The organism is Arthrobacter sp. 05T420 (genome assembly GCF_056396305.1).
The window spans coordinates 64,191-79,466 of sequence record NZ_JBFTLG010000014.1 but is presented as its reverse complement, the minus strand read 5'-3'; the positions used below and the strand labels follow the sequence as shown (position 1 = coordinate 79,466).

Genomic DNA, 15,276 nt, shown 5'->3' with positions numbered 1-15,276 from the left:
CCGGCGCCCGGGGGCCGTTTTGGGGACCCGTGCGGTGCCGGGCCTAGCCCGCTGACGGTTTGGCGGACAGGGCAGGCAGCACATGGTCGGTCAGCAGTGGTGCGAGGTCGCCGGGCAGCTCGGCGGCGAGGTCCAGCCAGCGGATCTCGGCGATTTCGGCCGACGGCCGGGCGCTCCACACCCCGGGAGCGGTGAAGACGGTGGCCTCAATCTGGGTGGCCGCCTCGTTGGCGGCGTCCGCCAGCCAGCAGCCCAGCAGGTCCAGCCGGTCCGGGGCGAGCACGATCCCGACTTCTTCCTGGAGCTCACGGGCCGCAGCCTGGGCCGCCGTTTCGCCCGGCTCGGGTTTGCCGCCGGGATGCATGAACTTGTCCGTGCCCCGTTTGCGCACGGTCAGGAGCCGTCCGGAGCGATCAAAGACGCAGACGGCCGAAACGACGATGCGCGGGTTCACTCCGCGCCCCTTGCGTCCTGAGCTGCATCGAGTGCTGCACCGTGCGATGCGTCGGGTGCCGGGCCTGGTCCTGCTTCCAGCCGTTGCAGGACGGACTCCAGCAGCTGGTCCTTGGCGGGCCCGGTGACGTCCCAGCGGTAGCCGCATTCGTCTGGCCCGACGAACTTGTACGTCACGCGGTACGTGTCAGGGTCGCACCAGTGCATGTCATGGTTGGCCTGCCCGGCGAAGCCCATGCGGTGGAAAGGGCGGCCGTCAGGGAAAAACACCTCCAGCACATCGGGCGTGTCGGCCGGCTGCAACAGATATTCCCGGCTCGCCGGGCCGGTGAACGGCGCACGGCCCAAGGATGCCCCGTCCAAGGGTTCCCACTGCACGGTGCCCTCTTCACGCCACAACAGGCCGCCGTCGTCGAGGGCAGTGAAGCGGACGACGCCGGTGAAGGTTCCGCTTATCCCGGTGCTGCGGTCCAGCAGGGTGCGGGCGACGGACCAGGAGCCGCGCAGGTAGGCGCGGAGGTCAAAGCCCGGGCCCGTGTCCGGGGTTTCGTCCGGGGCAGGAATGTTCAAGTGCCCTCGATTGGAATCGAACCAACGACACCGGCTTTAGGAGAGCCGTGCTCTATCCACTGAGCTACGAGGGCGGGCATCCGCGTGCGGGCGGCCAGGGGCCGGTCCGGTCGGACACGGATATAAGCATACAAGGTGAGCGCGCGTACTACGCTCTTGGCATGACTGCAGGAACCACCGAGCTTTCCGCCGGAGCCCTCTACTACCCGGATGTGGCCGCGACACGGTTTTACGTCGGTGCCTTGGCGAAGCTGAGCGTGCTGCAGTATTTCGTGGCGGAGGCGGCCGTGATCGGCGCCTGGGCGGGAGAGGAACCATACAGCCGCCGCACCGGCTACATCAGCGACCTCGGGGCCCTGGCGTGCGGGGATTTCGGCGGCCGGGACGTCTGCTCGCCGGCGCATCTGCTGGTGAACGCGTCCTTTGTGATTCAAGGCCTCGGCATGGTGGTCGGTGCCCTGCTGCTCGGCTCGGCGCTGATGTGCTGTGCTGCGCGGCCCGGCGTGCCCATCCGGCGCGGCCGGGGGCCGGGCCGGGCGCGCTGGGGCGCCGGGGTGGTGGCAGCGGCCGCTGCCCGGATGCTGACCGGCACCGCCGGGGCAGGAACGATCATCGTGGGCCTGGTGCCAGAAGACACGGGATCGGCTTGGCATGTGGCCGGCGCCCTGATGTACTTCGCGGCCGGGGCCCTGGCGCTCCTGGTCCTCGGCTGGCTTTGGCTGCGGCAGACGCCACTCGGGTGGTTCATCCTGGCCTGCGGCGCCGTGTCACTGGCGGCACTCATTGCGGGCGGGCTGACGGGCATGCACGTGCCGGAACCAGGCACCCTGGAGCGGCTCATGGGATACCCCATAACGCTTGGCATCGCAGCGGCCGGCCTCGTCATCGCCCAGCGGGTCCAGCACGAACGCACAGTGCGCAAGCTTGCTCGGGCCCAGGCCCGCTGAGGCGGGCCCCCGCCGATCCGGGGTCTGACGCGCGTCAGCGGGCCCACAAGGGGCCCTGACGCGCGTCAGCGGGCCTGCTGACGCAGGCCCSCCGACGATAGCCGGATGGAGCCGGGCCTCTAGGGAGCCGGCGCAGCAGTCGCCGTCGCCTTGGCCATGATCTTCATGAGTTCCTCGTCCCGCAGCTTGGACCACGGCGACTCCGGCGATCCCTGCAGCGCAGCCTCGGGACTGTCGGTTTGGGTCCACCATTTTGCTTCGAAGACCCGGCCTTCGAACAGCACCCGGTCGCCCTTGCGGTAGACCTTGGCCGGCTGCCACGCCGGGGCCGTGCCGGCCGGGGCCGTCAGCTGCGGCGTCGGCCTGTCTGCGGCCAGGACCGGACCAATGATGCGCCAGGGGGTCGCGGTGCCTTGCAGGACGGGATCATCCGGGGTGTCAGCGCGGGTCCACCATTTGGCCTCGTACACGTTTGAATGCCACACGATCCGCTCGCCAGCGGCGTAGGCGGTGTTTTCTGACCACACCGGATACGGGCTGGTGGAGGGGTTGTCGCTGACAGCCGGGACCGGGGTCTGGGCAGCCGCAGCGGCCGGGGACGCTGACGGGCTGGCCATGACGCCCGCGCCGAGGATCGTGGCGAAGGATGAGCTTCCCTGGTCCACGCCGCTGCAGCCATCTGAGACCTTCGTGACGTCGGGGAAATTCTGGCTGCAGGTGCGGTCACGGTTCAGGGACCACATGGAAAGCCTGCCGATTCCGTGGGCGCTTGTGTACGCGCTGAGCTCCTGCGCGTCTTTGAGTGTGAAAATCTCGCCGGCGATGTCGTTCTGGCCGATCATCGGCGTCAGGCCGACCTTGCGCCATACGGTTTCGCTGCCGAGTTCGCTGCCGGCCGCCTGGTACAAACCGGTCAGCTGCCGGTGGGTGGCTTCCGCGGCGGACGCCGCGTTCTCAAACATGGACCGGCCCGGCAACTTGCTCCCGCCGTAGTCCATGGTCATGGCGTTCACTCCGGCGAGGTCGACGCCTGCGGCAATCATCCGTTTCACGGCGTCTGTGCCCGCCGTCGTGAGGCCGTTGGGATCAGCCGGCAGGGTCAGCCAGACGCTCAGGGACTTGCCGTCGCGCTGGCGGTCCTTCTGCAGCGCGGCGACGGCGGTGGACCGCCGTTCTATGGCTGCCGCGTTGGAAAGGGCCTCGCCTTCCACGTCCAGATCGATGCTGCTGACGTTGTAGCGGTCGACGACGGTGCCGTAGGCCGCCTTCAGCTTGGCAGGATCTGTGCAGCTCACGGCAAGTTCCTGGTTGGTCAGGCCGCCAAAGGATACGGCCACGGTGCCGCCGAGTTGCTGCAGGCGTGCCACGCGCCGGTCCAAGTCCAGCGCGGACGCGGCGTCGGAGGGTGAGTAGGCGGCGCCCCAGGAAGGCGCGCACGGATCCTTGGGGTCGGCGACAACGAAGGACAGTACGACGTTTTGGGCTTCCTTGGAGACCGGGGCCTCGAAGGCGTACCGCGGGGTGGCTGTGACGTCCACATATCCGGAGAAAACGGACGGGATGGCCTCGGCTGCCCTTACATCCTGGAAGTTGCCCCACGCGGCCACGCCGCTGGCGGCGGCAGCAACCACGGCGCCAATGAGCACGCCCAGCCGGACTGCCGATAGTTTGCGGCCTGGGAATCGTTCGGACACAGGGCCCCCCTCGTGCGTCTTTAGTTGGACAGCCGGGCACGCGCCCGCTGCCGGTATAAGCCTGTGTAATTTCCGGGGTGTCTGATGTCCGGCAAGCGTCTGACCTTGCATTATCATAAGGGCACTCACCGGAACATTCCGGTGCGGCGTGCGGGTTTTGCCGTAGGCGCGCGCCAATCTGCCGACTTTGCAGTCTTATGGGGACTAATGCCAGATCAGCTTGTCTTGCCGCGCGTAGAAGCGGAAAGCGTTATCACCGAACAAAAGGGTGCGGTCCGGCGCCGTCAATGGGGGGCCGAGCGGCGTTCCGAGCCGCTGTCCATTGTTCATCCGAGACCGTCCCGGCGCAAAATAATCCTTGGCCGACTGGGAATTCTCACCACGCTGGCGGCCTGGATAACTTACGTCATTTCGACAATTCTGAAAGAACTCGCTGACAACCCCAATGCAGGTTTCAGGTTTCAGTTTGAGACGGTTTCCTATCTTGTCGTCGTAACATTCCTGACATTTTCTGCCCTCATGTATCTCCTGGCCCGGCAGGGGGCCCTTTATCGGTTCCGCGACCACAGCAGGGTGCCGCGCGGCGAGCTGGACCGGCACTTCGCCGACTATTCCGAGGGCATCACGGTGTTGGTGCCCTCGTACGCGGAAGAACCCCAGGTGGTGCGCGCCACGCTCTGGTCCGCGGCCCTGCAAGAGTTCCCGGATCTCAAGGTGGTCCTGCTCCTCGATGATCCGCCGCACCCCTCGGACCTCGGCGACGCGGCCCGGCTGGACAAAACCCGTGCGCTGACCGCGGAGATCGCCGCCGAGCTCAGCGTCCCGGCCGCCCGCTTCAACGCCGCCCTGGCCGATTTCCGGCGCCGGGGTAAGCCGGCCGGACCCGGCCAGGCTGCCGAGGTGGCTCTGCTGATCGCCGAATATGAGGCAGCCGCCGCATGGCTTGAATCGATGGCGGCCGGCGAAACAGTCGAGGACCACGTCGACGAATTCTTTGTCGACCTCGTACTGATGGGCCTGGCCCGCGAGCTGAGGCTCGTGCTCCTGGGACTGAACGGCGCACTGGCCCAGCAGACCTCGCCGCCGCGCTCGCGGATCGAAGAGTTGTACCTGCGGCTGACCTGGATCTTCAACGTCTCCACCGAAACGTTCGAACGCAAGAAGTACGCCAGCCTGTCACACGAGGCGAACAAGGCCATGAACCTCAACGCCTACATTTCGCTGATGGGCCACACCTGGCACAAGGAAACCACCGCCGACGGCGTGGTCCTGCGCAAGGTGGCGGACGGCGTCGTTCCTGCCACGGACGCCGAGATGATGGAGGTCCGTGACACGACCTATCTGTTGACGCTCGACGCCGATTCGCTGCTTCTGCGGGACTACTGCCTCCGGCTGGTCTACTTCCTGGAATCGGCCGGGAACGAGCGCGTCGCGGTGACCCAGACGCCGTACTCTTCCTTCCGTGGCGCCCCCACCCGCATCGAGCGGGTCGCCGGAGCCACGACTGACCTCCAGCACATCCTCCACCAGGGCATGAGCTATTACGGTGCGACCTTCTGGGTGGGCGCCAACGCCGTCATCCGCAAGCGCTCCCTGGAGGACATCGTCGAGGTGGAGACCACTGGCGGCTTCGAGATCCGGACCTACATCCAGGACCGGACCGTCATTGAAGACACCGAGTCCAGCATCGACCTCGGCCAGCACGGCTGGACCCTGGTGAACTATCCGGAACGGCTCAGCTACAGCGCCACGCCCCCGGACTTCGGCTCGCTCGTGGTCCAGCGCCGGCGCTGGGCAAATGGCGGCCTGCTGATCCTGCCCAAGCTGTGGGTCCAGCTCCGGCAGCACAGGTCCGAGCGCCGCGCGATCCTGTTCCGGGAGGTGCTGCTCCGGGTGAACTACATGGCGTCCATCGCCTGGGCAAGCTTCGGCCTCGTCTTCCTCCTGGCCTACCCCTATGACAGCCGGCTGCTGAGCCCGATCGTGTTCCTCGCGGCCCTGCCGTACTTCCTCGCCATGGGCAGCGACCTGCGCGATTGCGGGCACCGCTTCAGCGACATCCTCCGGATCTACGGCTTCAACCTGGTGCTGCTGCCGGTCAACCTGGCGGGCGTGCTGAAGTCGCTGCAGCAGGCAGTCACCGGTGACAAGATTCCCTTCGCCCGCACCCCCAAGGTCAAGGACCGCACAGCGGCCCCGGCAATCTACGTCCTCACGCCGTATGCGATTGTCGCCTTCTCATTGCTGACCGTCTGGCGCGACGCGCAAGTAGGGAACTGGGGCAACGTGGCCTTCGCCACCGTCAACGCCGTCCTGGCCGCGGGCGCGATCCGGGCCTACATCGGAGTCTTCAACTCCGCGGTGGATATCTTCCTCGGGATGGTTAACTGGCTGTATGTCAGCCCCCGGCCCAAGAAAGTGCAGGAGAGCCCCGTGATTGCCAAGACTGCAGAGGAAGTCGACTGGGAAACGATTCTCTATCACGGCGACCGACGGCTGAACCGTGACCTCCGGGGCTCCGCGGACCGCCGACGTCGGATTGCGGTCCGATGACGCTCGAGGCCCTGGCCGGGCCGGACGAACGGCTGCCGGAGGGGGCGCTGGCTGATGAGCAGTTGCCTGAGGCGGCGTCGCCTGAGGCGGCGTCGCCCGACGAGGCAGCCGGCGCCGCGGTCGGCGCCGTCGCCGGCACCATCCCGGGTCCGGCGGCCGTTGCAGCGGCCCGGGCGATCGACGGGGCCTTCGTGGATGGCCTTGCCAGCCGTGCCATCGGCGTGCGGATGCTCGACGGCGGAATCATCGAGGTCCTGCTGCCCGCCAACCAAGAGATCGAGGGTCCCGAGGCGCGCATCGCCGGTGAAACCGTCCGTTCCCTCGCCGCGGGACGGCGGATGCCGGTGCTCTTGGTGATCACCGGCGTCGTCGGCGTCAATATGGAGGCGCGGCAGGTTTACAGCGGTTCCATAGCGGCAACGGCGTTCGCGCTGGTAGGCGAGAGCCCGGTGGACCGGGTCATTGCCCACTACCTCCTGCGATCCAGAAGCGAGACGATCCCCGCGCAGTTCTTCACCTCAGAGTCCGCGGCCGTCGAATGGCTAAGGCAGCATGTCCGTGAAGAATGAGGCGCCGGACCCCAGGCTGCACGCCCTCGTGGAAGGCATCGTGCGGATCGCCGGGGGCGATCTGAGCACCAGGATCCCGCATTCCGGAGCGCGTGACGACGTGGCCGCGGTCATTGCCGGCATTAACTTGATGGCCGATGACCTGCAGACCATCTACCAGGAGCTGGAGGACCGGGTCGAAAGCCGCACGGCCATGCTGCGGGCCGCGCAGGTGGAACTCGAACGCATGGCGCTCACTGACCCCCTGACCCAACTCGCCAACCGGACTGCACTGAACTCGGTCCTGAGCCATGCCCTGGCGGAGTCCTCGCGCGGCGAGATGCCGCCGGCACTGCTGATTCTCGATCTCGATTCCTTCAAGGGCATTAACGACACTCTGGGGCACAGTGCCGGCGACGACGTCCTGCGGGTCATCGCGCGCCGCCTCCAGAACGCCGTCCGCGAGACGGATACCGTGGCGCGCCTCGGCGGCGACGAATTCGCCGTCATGCTGCCGAAGTCCAATCTGGTCCGGGCACGGAGAGTGGCGAACAGGATCCTCACGGCGCTCAGTGAGAGCCTCGACGTCGGTGACCTGAAAATCACCTGCGGAACGAGCATCGGCCTGCGGATCGCGGAACCCGGCCAGTCCGTTGACGATCTGGTCATGGAGGCCGACACGGCGATGTACGCGGCCAAGGCACAGCCGCACAGCAGCATCAAAGTGTTCGAACCCGCCCTGCTGTACGCCCGCCGGCTGCAGAGCGTCATGATTACGGAAATGCGCGAAGCCATCCTGCAGGACCAGCTGACCCTGCACTACCAGCCGGTGGTGGACCTCGCCTCGGGCCGGATCGAGGGCGTCGAGGCGCTGGTCCGGTGGAACCATCCGGAACGTGGTCTTCTCATGCCGGATCAGTTTATTCCCCTGGCCGAGGAAACCGGCATGATCGTTGACCTGGGCCACTGGGTGCTGCGCAATGCAGTGCGTCAATTACGGCAATGGCAGCAGGAACAGCAGGTGGACAGCACGTTCAACGTCCGCGTCAACATTTCCACCACCGAACTTCAAAATCTCGAACTGATCGAACATGTGCGCGACATCCTCAGGGAGACTGGCGTGGATGCATCAAACCTGATCGTGGAACTGACGGAGTCGATGGCCGTCAACGGCGGGGACGTGGACCAGTATTCGCTCAACGGCCTGCGGCGCCTCGGGGTCCAGCTCGAGATCGATGACTTCGGCACCGGCTATTCCTCCATCAGCTACCTGCGCAAGCTGCCGGTGAACGTGGTCAAGATCGACCGGAGCCTGATCAGCGGCCTGGGCGACGACGAGGAGCAGCGGGACTTCGTGGCCGCGGTGCTGCATCTGATCCACGCCTGCGGACTCAAGGCGCTGGCCGAGGGCATCGAGACGGCGGAGCAGGCCGACGTGCTCCGGGAGATGGGCTGCGGCAGCGGCCAGGGCTACTATTTCGGCCGGCCGGCCCCGGCGGCGGAGATTATGGCGTTGATTGGCGGGGGTAAATAGCGTTTGTGGCTCCGGGCCTGATGGTTGTTGCGCGATGCAGGCCGAAGGTTAAACAACGACGGCGGGTGTCGGAATCAGTTCCGACACCCGCCGCCTGTCAATGCAGTCTCCGTTACTTCTTGATGGAGTCCGGCCACCAGCCGATAGCGGCGACCGTGCTCTGTCCGGAGGTGTCAGCTGCAGCAGAAATCGCTGCGGAGGCAGACAGACCAGCGGCGGCCAACGCACCGGCGACGAGGAGTGTTGCAAGGGTCTTCTTCATTAGGACTCCTGATACGTAAGAGGCTGATGTGACTCATGTGACATGTGGTGCAGATTTAGTATAGGGCTAAACGACACGCCGTTGTATAACGTTTCGTTCCGCAATGAATGGTTTCGTGTTATTCGCGCGAAGCTGCGGAAGTCCTGAGTCAATATTGCGCAGGTCTTGCTTGCGCGGTTTGTTCGTTTCCGCTCCCGCGGCAACGGATAATTGAGACATGCAACAAAGCTCCGTTTCTCCCTCGTACGCCGCTGCAGAGCTGCAGGCGCGCGAACACCGGTCCAGCCACGACTTCCGCGAGGCAGCGAACGCCGCACGGGCGGCGGCAGACATTGCCAGTGCCGAGGGTGATTCGTCTTCGTGGTGGCACATGACGTTGTTCCGGGCCGAGAGCCTCATTGCCGCCGGAGACATTGAAGCCTGTGCGGAACTTGCCGGCACGTTGATCGCGGAACCCCAGGACGGCAACCGGCAGCTCCAGGCTCAGGTGCACATCCTCCTGGCCCTGACCCGCCGGGGCATGGGTCTGCTCGAAGAGGCCGCCGACGAGGCCAGAATCGCGGCGGATCTCATGAAAGGCGAGGACGACGTCGAGATCGCAGTCAAGGCCCGGCAGGCGCTCATTGCGGCCCTCGCCGACAGCGGAAGGCTTGACGAAGCGTGGGCGGAAAGCCTCATCATGGCCGACGTCATTTCGGGTGAAGTCGATGATCAGTTGGTGGGCAAAGCGTACTGGGTCATCGGTAATGTCGCGTTTCTTTGCAGCAAAATCGCCGAGGGGCTGCATTATCACGAGCTCGCGGCCGGCACTTTTTCACCGGCTCGAAACCTCAATGTTTGGGCCAAATTCAACAAGGCCTCCGCGGCCATGCGCCTCGCCGCCGACGTTGCGGATTCGGACACGCTGCGCTGTATTGAACGTGCGGAACTCGCCACCGACGTCATTGGCGGCACCGAAGAAGATCACATATTGCTCAAGCTGAACCGCGGCCACTGGAATTTCCTGGCGGGGGATCAGAAATCGGCGGTTGATACTCTTGATGAGATTTTCCCGGTCCCCGAAAAGACGTCGCCGCAAATACTGGGCGAGGCATATCTGCTTCTGGGCCGCTCCCACGCCGCCTTAGGAAACTCGGTCGAGGCTCGAAACTATCTGCTGGAGGCCGCCGATCAGTTTGAAAAGGCAGGCGCTCCGCAGCGTGCTGAGCAGGCCCTTGAATTCCTAAACGACGTGCCCTGACCCTCCGCTGACGTGGACACGCACTCTGCTGGCCGTGAGGACTGGGCAAGCCCCTCGCACAGACGGGTGGACCTGCCCTAACCAGGGCTTAAAGCTGGACATGCTCTCCGCTGGCGATGAGGACTATGCATGTCTCAGGCACGGGTGGGTGGACGTGCCCAGTCTGGGGCTGGGGTGGACATGCCCTCCTTTGGCGGTGAGGACTGGACATAACAGCAGAATGTCCACGGGGCGGGCCTAGCATGGACATGCCCCGTGTTCTAGGCCGAGTGCGAGGGATGAGTCCAGGGGCCGCGACTAAGGCTGGACATGTCCCATGTTCTAGGCCCGAGCGCGAGGGAAGACTTCAGCGGCCGTGGCTAAGGCTGGACATGCCCCGTGGCAGGTGAAGCAGCGGCAGCTTTGCGGCCCAGGAATACGGCCGCGCCGCCGGCGACGAGGCTCAGCGCCAGGAGTGCCCAGCCGGCCACGGTGAGCATGGATGCCAGCGCGACCTGACCGCCGTCGAGGGTTCCGGCGGACATCATTGCATCGATCACGGTGTTGCCCCACAGCCTGACCGCCGCGAAGATCAGCGGCAACGCCCACAGCGCCCAGCGCAGGGATTTCCGGGCCACGTTGGTTCCGATCAGCAGCAGCCAGGTGAAGCCAAAGATCAGCGGGAAGAGCATGCCGGCCGTCTTGTGGACGTAGTTCAGTTGGCCCTTGGCGTCGGCGTCCATGGCCGCGCGCAACTGCTCCACGAAGCCCTGGTCGAAGCCGCCGATCAACGAATCCGGCATGGGCTGCCCGCCCGACAATTGCGTGAGCTGGTTGAGCGTGAGCAGGTGGAGATACCAGAACAGGAACAGGCTGGCCACGACGCCGGCGATCACAATCAGATTGCTGTTGCTCTGTGCCTTCTGCGGTGTCCGGGCGGTGCTCGGATTGATCACTGGGGGGAGGTGGTGCTGGGGGACCGCCGCGTTAGCGCCGTGCTTTTTGATCCGCTGCGCGGGTGTCTTGGCCATGGCTCCATTATCGCCCGTCCTGCACAGCCGCCCTGCACAAGCTCTCTGACGCCTCCCGGCACCGCATTCGTGCATCGGCTGTTCAGTGCCAGCGGGCGCCGATAGTCTGGGACGCGTGACCGAACTAGGAAAACACCGGCTTGGCCGGCATAGCACCGCAGATCTCGACCCGTCGCTGGACGACTACCAACTGGCCGAGGCCCTGGTCCGTGAGGCCGGCACCCTCGCGCTGTTGATGCGGCAGGCGGGGCTTGAGGGCAAGCAGAAGACGTCGGTCTCGGACGTCGTCACGGCCGCCGACCACGCCGCCGAGTCGTACGTGCTCGAACAACTTCGGCGCTGCCGGCCCGATGACTCTGTCCTGGGCGAAGAGGGCGCCTCCGTGGCGGGCAGCAGCGGCCGGACCTGGGTCATTGATCCGGTCGACGGGACTTTCAACTTCCTGCATGGGTCCACATACTGGTGCTCGGCCATTGCCCTGAAGGATTCCTCCGGTGCAGGGCTCGGCGCCATCTTCCAGCCGGAGGAGGACAAACTCTGGCTCGGCGGGACGTCCCGGGCGGCAACGCTCAACGGCGAAAAACTTGTCTCGTTCCTCCCCGGCGCATCCGGAGGCGCGGGGCGTTCTGACACGCCGCTGTCAGAACTCGGCGCGGCAACGTACATCCACCCGACCTGGCTTGCCGATCCAATGTGTGCCGTGCCCTGGCACGCAGCCGCGACGTCGGCAGCGGCGCTTCGCATGTTCGGGTCCGGCTCCTGCGATCTCGGCCGGGTCGCGGACGGTGAACTCGGGTGCTGGTTCCAGCACAGCTGCCCTGAGTGGGACTGGCTGCCCGGAAAGGCGATCGTAGAGGCGGCCGGGGGCGCCACCGACGTCGTTCGCGTCAACGGACTCAACTGGTTCATCGCGGGAGGCACGACGGCGGTGCGGCAGGTGCGTGCCGCGCTCAGTTCCGGGGCCGTGAGCTAGGCGTCCCGCCAGCTGGACCTGGCCGGAGGGCATGCTCATTCTTTGCTGCCATCTTTGTGGGACATGCTCATTCTTTGCTGCTGGGGCTGGGCATAAGGGGACTATGTCCACTGGGCGCGGGCGGCGGAGGGCATGCGCGTCGCGCCGGCTTGTGTCCGGGGGACATGCTCATTCGTCAGCGAGGTTCCATGGAATATGCTCATTCTTTGCCGCCAGGGCGGGAAGTCTCCGTGGGGGATGCTCGTTCTTCGCGGCTAGCGCTGAGCATATGGAGACTATGTCCACTGGGCGCGGGCAAGGGAGCGCATGCTCGCTCCGCCGCACACCCTCCATAGGACAAGCTCACTCTCTAGCGGAGTCTCCGTGGGAACTAGTGAACTGTCCGTGGGACATGCTCATTCTTAGAGGCCAGAGCTGTGCTTAAGGGGATTATGTCCACTCGGCGCGGGCTGCGGAGGGCATGCCCACTCCCTAGCTAAGTGTCCGGGGGACAGGCTCATTCCTAGCGGCCAGCGCTGGGCATACGGGGATTATGTCCTCTGGGCGCGGGCAGGGGAGGGCATGTCCACAGGGGCGGACGCGGCCGTCAGTGGCACCGCCTAGACTTGTTAACACCATGGATATGTTGTTTGACCCTTACGCCGACGGACCCTTCCAAGCTGCCTCCAGAACGGCGGCGGCCACAAAATCGTCCCTCGGAACAGGTGCGGCCGCGGTGGGTTCCGCTCCCGGCTGGGGCGCAAACAGCGCAGGCAACGGCCCGAGCAGCGATCGCCACGAGGGCGGCCACGAGGGGGACCGTCCGCGGCTCCCGAGCGCCAGCGAACTCCTGGAGGGGCTGAACCCCCAGCAGGAAGAAGCGGTCAAGCATGCCGGCAGTGCCCTGCTGATCGTGGCCGGTGCGGGCTCGGGCAAAACCCGCGTGCTCAGTAACCGGATCGCGTACCTTATCGCCACCCGTCGGGCGCACCACGGCGAGATCCTGGCCATCACCTTCACCAACAAGGCCGCGGCCGAAATGCGGGAACGGATCGAGGCACTGGTCGGCGGCCGGGCCAAGACCATGTGGATCTCCACCTTCCACTCCTCCTGCGTCCGGATCCTGCGCCGCGAGGCCAAGAATGTCGGGCTGAACTCCAACTTCTCGATCTACGACTCCGCGGACTCACTGCGCCTGATCACGCTGGTGGCCAAGAACCTGGATCTGGACCCCAAGCGCTTCGCACCCAAGGCCATCCAGCACAAGATTTCCGCGCTCAAGAACGAGCTGATCGACGCCGACAGCTACTCCTCCAGCGCCAACCACAACGATCCCTTCGAGCAGGCCGTCGCCGAGGTCTTCAAGGGGTATACCCAGCGCCTGCGCCAGGCCAACGCGATGGACTTCGATGACCTGATCGCCGAGACGGTCTACATGTTCCGGGCCTTCCCCGCGCTCGCCGACTCCTACCGGCGCCGCTTCCGGCACGTCCTCGTCGACGAATACCAGGACACCAACCACGCCCAGTACGCCCTGGTGCGCGAGATCGTCGGCGAGGGCCCCGACGCCGCCGAGCTCACCGTCGTCGGCGATTCCGACCAGTCCATCTACGCGTTCCGCGGCGCGGACATCCGCAACATCGTGGAGTTCGAGAAGGACTACCCGGACGCCCGCACCATCAAGCTCGAACAGAACTATCGCTCCACCCAGACCATCCTCAGCGCCGCCAACTCGGTGATCTCCCGCAATCCCAACCGGCCGGAGAAGCGGCTCTGGACGGCCGAGGGCGACGGCGAGAAGATCGTCGGCTACGTCGGCGAGAATGAACACGACGAGGCCCAGTTCATCGCGAAGGAGATCGACCGGCTCCAGGACGAGGGCAACCTGCGCCCCGGCGACGTCGCCATTTTCTACCGCACCAACGCCCAGTCCCGCTCGATCGAGGACGTCCTGGTCCGGGTGGGCCTGCCGTACAAGGTGGTCGGCGGCACCCGCTTCTACGAGCGCAAGGAGATCAAGGACGCCCTCGCCTACCTCCGGGTGCTGGTCAACCCGGACGACGACGTCAACCTCCGCCGCATCCTCAACGAACCCAAGCGCGGGATCGGTGACCGTGCCGAAGGGGCGGTGGCCTCCCTCGCGCAGCGGGACCGGATTTCCTTCATGGCCGCCGCGCGCCGCGCCGACGAGGCCCCCGGCATGGCGACACGCTCGGTCAACGCCGTGCTGGGCTTCGTGAAACTCCTCGATGACCTCGCCGAGGTGGCCTCCGGCTCCGGCGCTTCCGCGGCGCTGGAAGCCGTACTGGAACAGACCGGCTACCTCGCCGGGCTGCGTTCCAGCACCGACCCGCAGGACGAATCGCGGGTGGAGAACCTTGCCGAGCTGGTTGCCGTGGTCCGGGAATACGAACGCGACAACCCCGAAGGCTCGCTTGGAGCCTTCCTGGAGCAGGTATCGCTCGTGGCGGACGCGGACCAGATCCCGGACGCGCCCGGGGCCGACATCGATGCCGCCGTCGCCGAGGCCAAGCGGCTCGGCGTCGTCACACTGATGACCCTGCACACTGCCAAGGGCCTGGAATTCCCGGTCGTGTTCCTCACCGGCATGGAGCACGGACTGTTCCCGCACCAGCGCTCCGCCACCGATCCCAAGGAACTGGCCGAGGAACGCCGGCTGGCTTATGTGGGCCTGACCCGGGCCCGGAAGCGGCTGTACCTGACCCGCTCCGAGGTGCGCAGCATGTGGGGCCAGAGCCAGTACAACCCCGCGAGCCAGTTCATCGAGGAGATCCCGGCCGAGCTCGTCGAATGGAAGCGCGAAGGCGCCAGCCGCCAGAGCGGGGGCTGGGGGAGCGGCGCCGGGATCGGCTCCAGCCGGTACGGCGGATCGTTCTGGGGTGCCGGGACCGCCCGCGGCGCCGGTGCCGGCCCGTCCGCGGGCTTCAACGCCGAGGTACCCGCCGCGGTGGCCAAGAACAGGGTCCAGCCGCAGAAGGAAGTCGTCGCCGTCAGCGTGGGGGACAAGGTCAACCACACGGCCTTCGGCAACGGCACCGTGCTGGCGGTTGAGGGCGCAGGGGACAAGACGGTCGCCAAGGTGAAGTTCGACGTCGGCGAGAAGCGGCTGCTGTTGCGCTACGCGCCGCTGACCAAGCTGGACGCCTAGCTGGCCGCGCAGCTCGCCGCATAGGGGAGCTGGGAGCGGACCCGGGAGACGGGGCCGCGCCGGTACGCTACGCCGCCGGCGCCGCCTGCTTGCGCGTTCGTTACGAAAGCGCATCTGCAGCGGCCCCCTCGGCCTCCTGCACGCCGTCGGACACCCCAAAAACCGCGTAATCTAGCGGTTTTTCTACGCTCCATAGAATAGTGTCCTTACTCACATAACCGGTACTCTGGAACGGGCTGGTCCGATCGAAGGACTAGAGTTCCCAGAGGAGCATTGCGCCGTGTGGCTCGTTTCCAAGCTTGTCGCAGGGTGCGTTTATTCCGCAGCCCGGTAACCGCGAGTAC

The 15,276-nt window shown here is 66.0% G+C and carries 12 protein-coding genes and 1 tRNA gene; 7 read left to right on the top strand and 6 right to left on the bottom strand.

Annotated features, from left to right (window positions below; all coding sequences use genetic code 11):
* Positions 1-43 precede the first annotated feature (43 nt).
* The 3 genes from AC1DEM_RS14475 to AC1DEM_RS14465 all read right to left on the bottom strand — a co-directional run bounded on the left by AC1DEM_RS14475 (position 44) and on the right by AC1DEM_RS14465 (position 1,097).
* Positions 44-454, bottom strand: coding sequence for an NUDIX hydrolase (locus tag AC1DEM_RS14475; protein WP_090582659.1), 411 nt, complete (start codon positions 452-454; stop codon positions 44-46).
* Positions 451-1,023, bottom strand: coding sequence for a DUF6314 family protein (locus AC1DEM_RS14470; protein ID WP_476885010.1), 573 nt, complete (start codon positions 1,021-1,023; stop codon positions 451-453). Before AC1DEM_RS14470 ends, AC1DEM_RS14475 begins: the two co-directional genes overlap by 4 nt.
* 1 nt (position 1,024) lies before the next feature.
* A tRNA-Arg gene (locus AC1DEM_RS14465) sits at positions 1,025-1,097 on the bottom strand.
* 87 nt (positions 1,098-1,184) lie between these two features.
* Between AC1DEM_RS14465 and AC1DEM_RS14460 the strand changes: the two genes are divergently transcribed.
* The gene (locus AC1DEM_RS14460) at positions 1,185-1,970 is read left to right on the top strand and encodes a DUF998 domain-containing protein (RefSeq protein ID WP_476885009.1); all 786 of its coding nucleotides are present in this window, start codon (positions 1,185-1,187) and stop codon (positions 1,968-1,970) included.
* A 119-nt stretch (positions 1,971-2,089) separates the two neighbouring features.
* On the opposite strand, the gene AC1DEM_RS14455 is transcribed toward AC1DEM_RS14460, so the two are convergent.
* Positions 2,090-3,664 carry a chitinase gene (locus tag AC1DEM_RS14455; protein ID WP_476885008.1) on the bottom strand — a complete coding sequence of 525 codons (1,575 nt, stop codon included), beginning with the start codon at positions 3,662-3,664 and terminating at the stop codon, positions 2,090-2,092.
* A 519-nt stretch (positions 3,665-4,183) separates the two neighbouring features.
* On the opposite strand from AC1DEM_RS14455, the gene AC1DEM_RS14450 reads away from it, so the two are divergent.
* Genes AC1DEM_RS14450 through AC1DEM_RS14440 form a run of 3 tightly spaced genes read left to right on the top strand, consistent with a single transcriptional unit; the run spans position 4,184 to position 8,299 of the window.
* Positions 4,184-6,217, top strand: coding sequence for a glycosyltransferase family 2 protein (locus AC1DEM_RS14450; RefSeq protein ID WP_476885007.1), 2,034 nt, complete (start codon positions 4,184-4,186; stop codon positions 6,215-6,217).
* The gene (locus AC1DEM_RS14445; protein ID WP_476885006.1) at positions 6,214-6,786 is read left to right on the top strand and encodes a DUF7793 family protein; all 573 of its coding nucleotides are present in this window, start codon (positions 6,214-6,216) and stop codon (positions 6,784-6,786) included. Before AC1DEM_RS14450 ends, AC1DEM_RS14445 begins: the two co-directional genes overlap by 4 nt.
* Entirely contained in the window at positions 6,770-8,299 is a 1,530-nt protein-coding gene (locus tag AC1DEM_RS14440; RefSeq protein ID WP_476885005.1) for a putative bifunctional diguanylate cyclase/phosphodiesterase, read from the top strand. The genes AC1DEM_RS14445 and AC1DEM_RS14440 overlap by 17 nt, the downstream gene beginning before the upstream one ends.
* A 112-nt stretch (positions 8,300-8,411) precedes the next feature.
* Here the strand turns inward: AC1DEM_RS14440 and AC1DEM_RS14435 are convergent, their stop codons facing one another.
* Positions 8,412-8,561 carry a hypothetical protein gene (locus AC1DEM_RS14435; RefSeq protein ID WP_377987686.1) on the bottom strand — a complete coding sequence of 50 codons (150 nt, stop codon included), beginning with the start codon at positions 8,559-8,561 and terminating at the stop codon, positions 8,412-8,414.
* A gap of 217 nt (positions 8,562-8,778) precedes the next feature.
* Here AC1DEM_RS14435 and AC1DEM_RS14430 point away from each other — a divergent pair, with 217 nt between their 5' ends.
* Positions 8,779-9,801: a tetratricopeptide repeat protein gene (locus AC1DEM_RS14430; RefSeq protein ID WP_476885004.1), complete on the top strand. Its 1,023-nt coding sequence runs from the start codon at positions 8,779-8,781 to the stop codon at positions 9,799-9,801.
* Between the two features lie 359 nt (positions 9,802-10,160).
* Here AC1DEM_RS14430 and AC1DEM_RS14425 read toward each other — a convergent pair whose 3' ends face one another.
* Positions 10,161-10,811 carry a hypothetical protein gene (locus tag AC1DEM_RS14425; protein WP_476885003.1) on the bottom strand — a complete coding sequence of 217 codons (651 nt, stop codon included), beginning with the start codon at positions 10,809-10,811 and terminating at the stop codon, positions 10,161-10,163.
* Positions 10,812-10,926: 115 nt separating this feature from the next.
* Here AC1DEM_RS14425 and AC1DEM_RS14420 point away from each other — a divergent pair, with 115 nt between their 5' ends.
* Both AC1DEM_RS14420 and pcrA read left to right on the top strand, forming a co-directional pair.
* Entirely contained in the window at positions 10,927-11,784 is an 858-nt protein-coding gene (locus AC1DEM_RS14420; RefSeq protein ID WP_476885002.1) for an inositol monophosphatase family protein, read from the top strand.
* 622 nt (positions 11,785-12,406) lie between these two features.
* On the top strand, positions 12,407-14,932 hold the full coding sequence (gene pcrA, locus AC1DEM_RS14415; RefSeq protein ID WP_476885103.1) for a DNA helicase PcrA: 2,526 nt from the start codon (positions 12,407-12,409) through the stop codon (positions 14,930-14,932).
* Positions 14,933-15,276 lie beyond the last annotated feature (344 nt).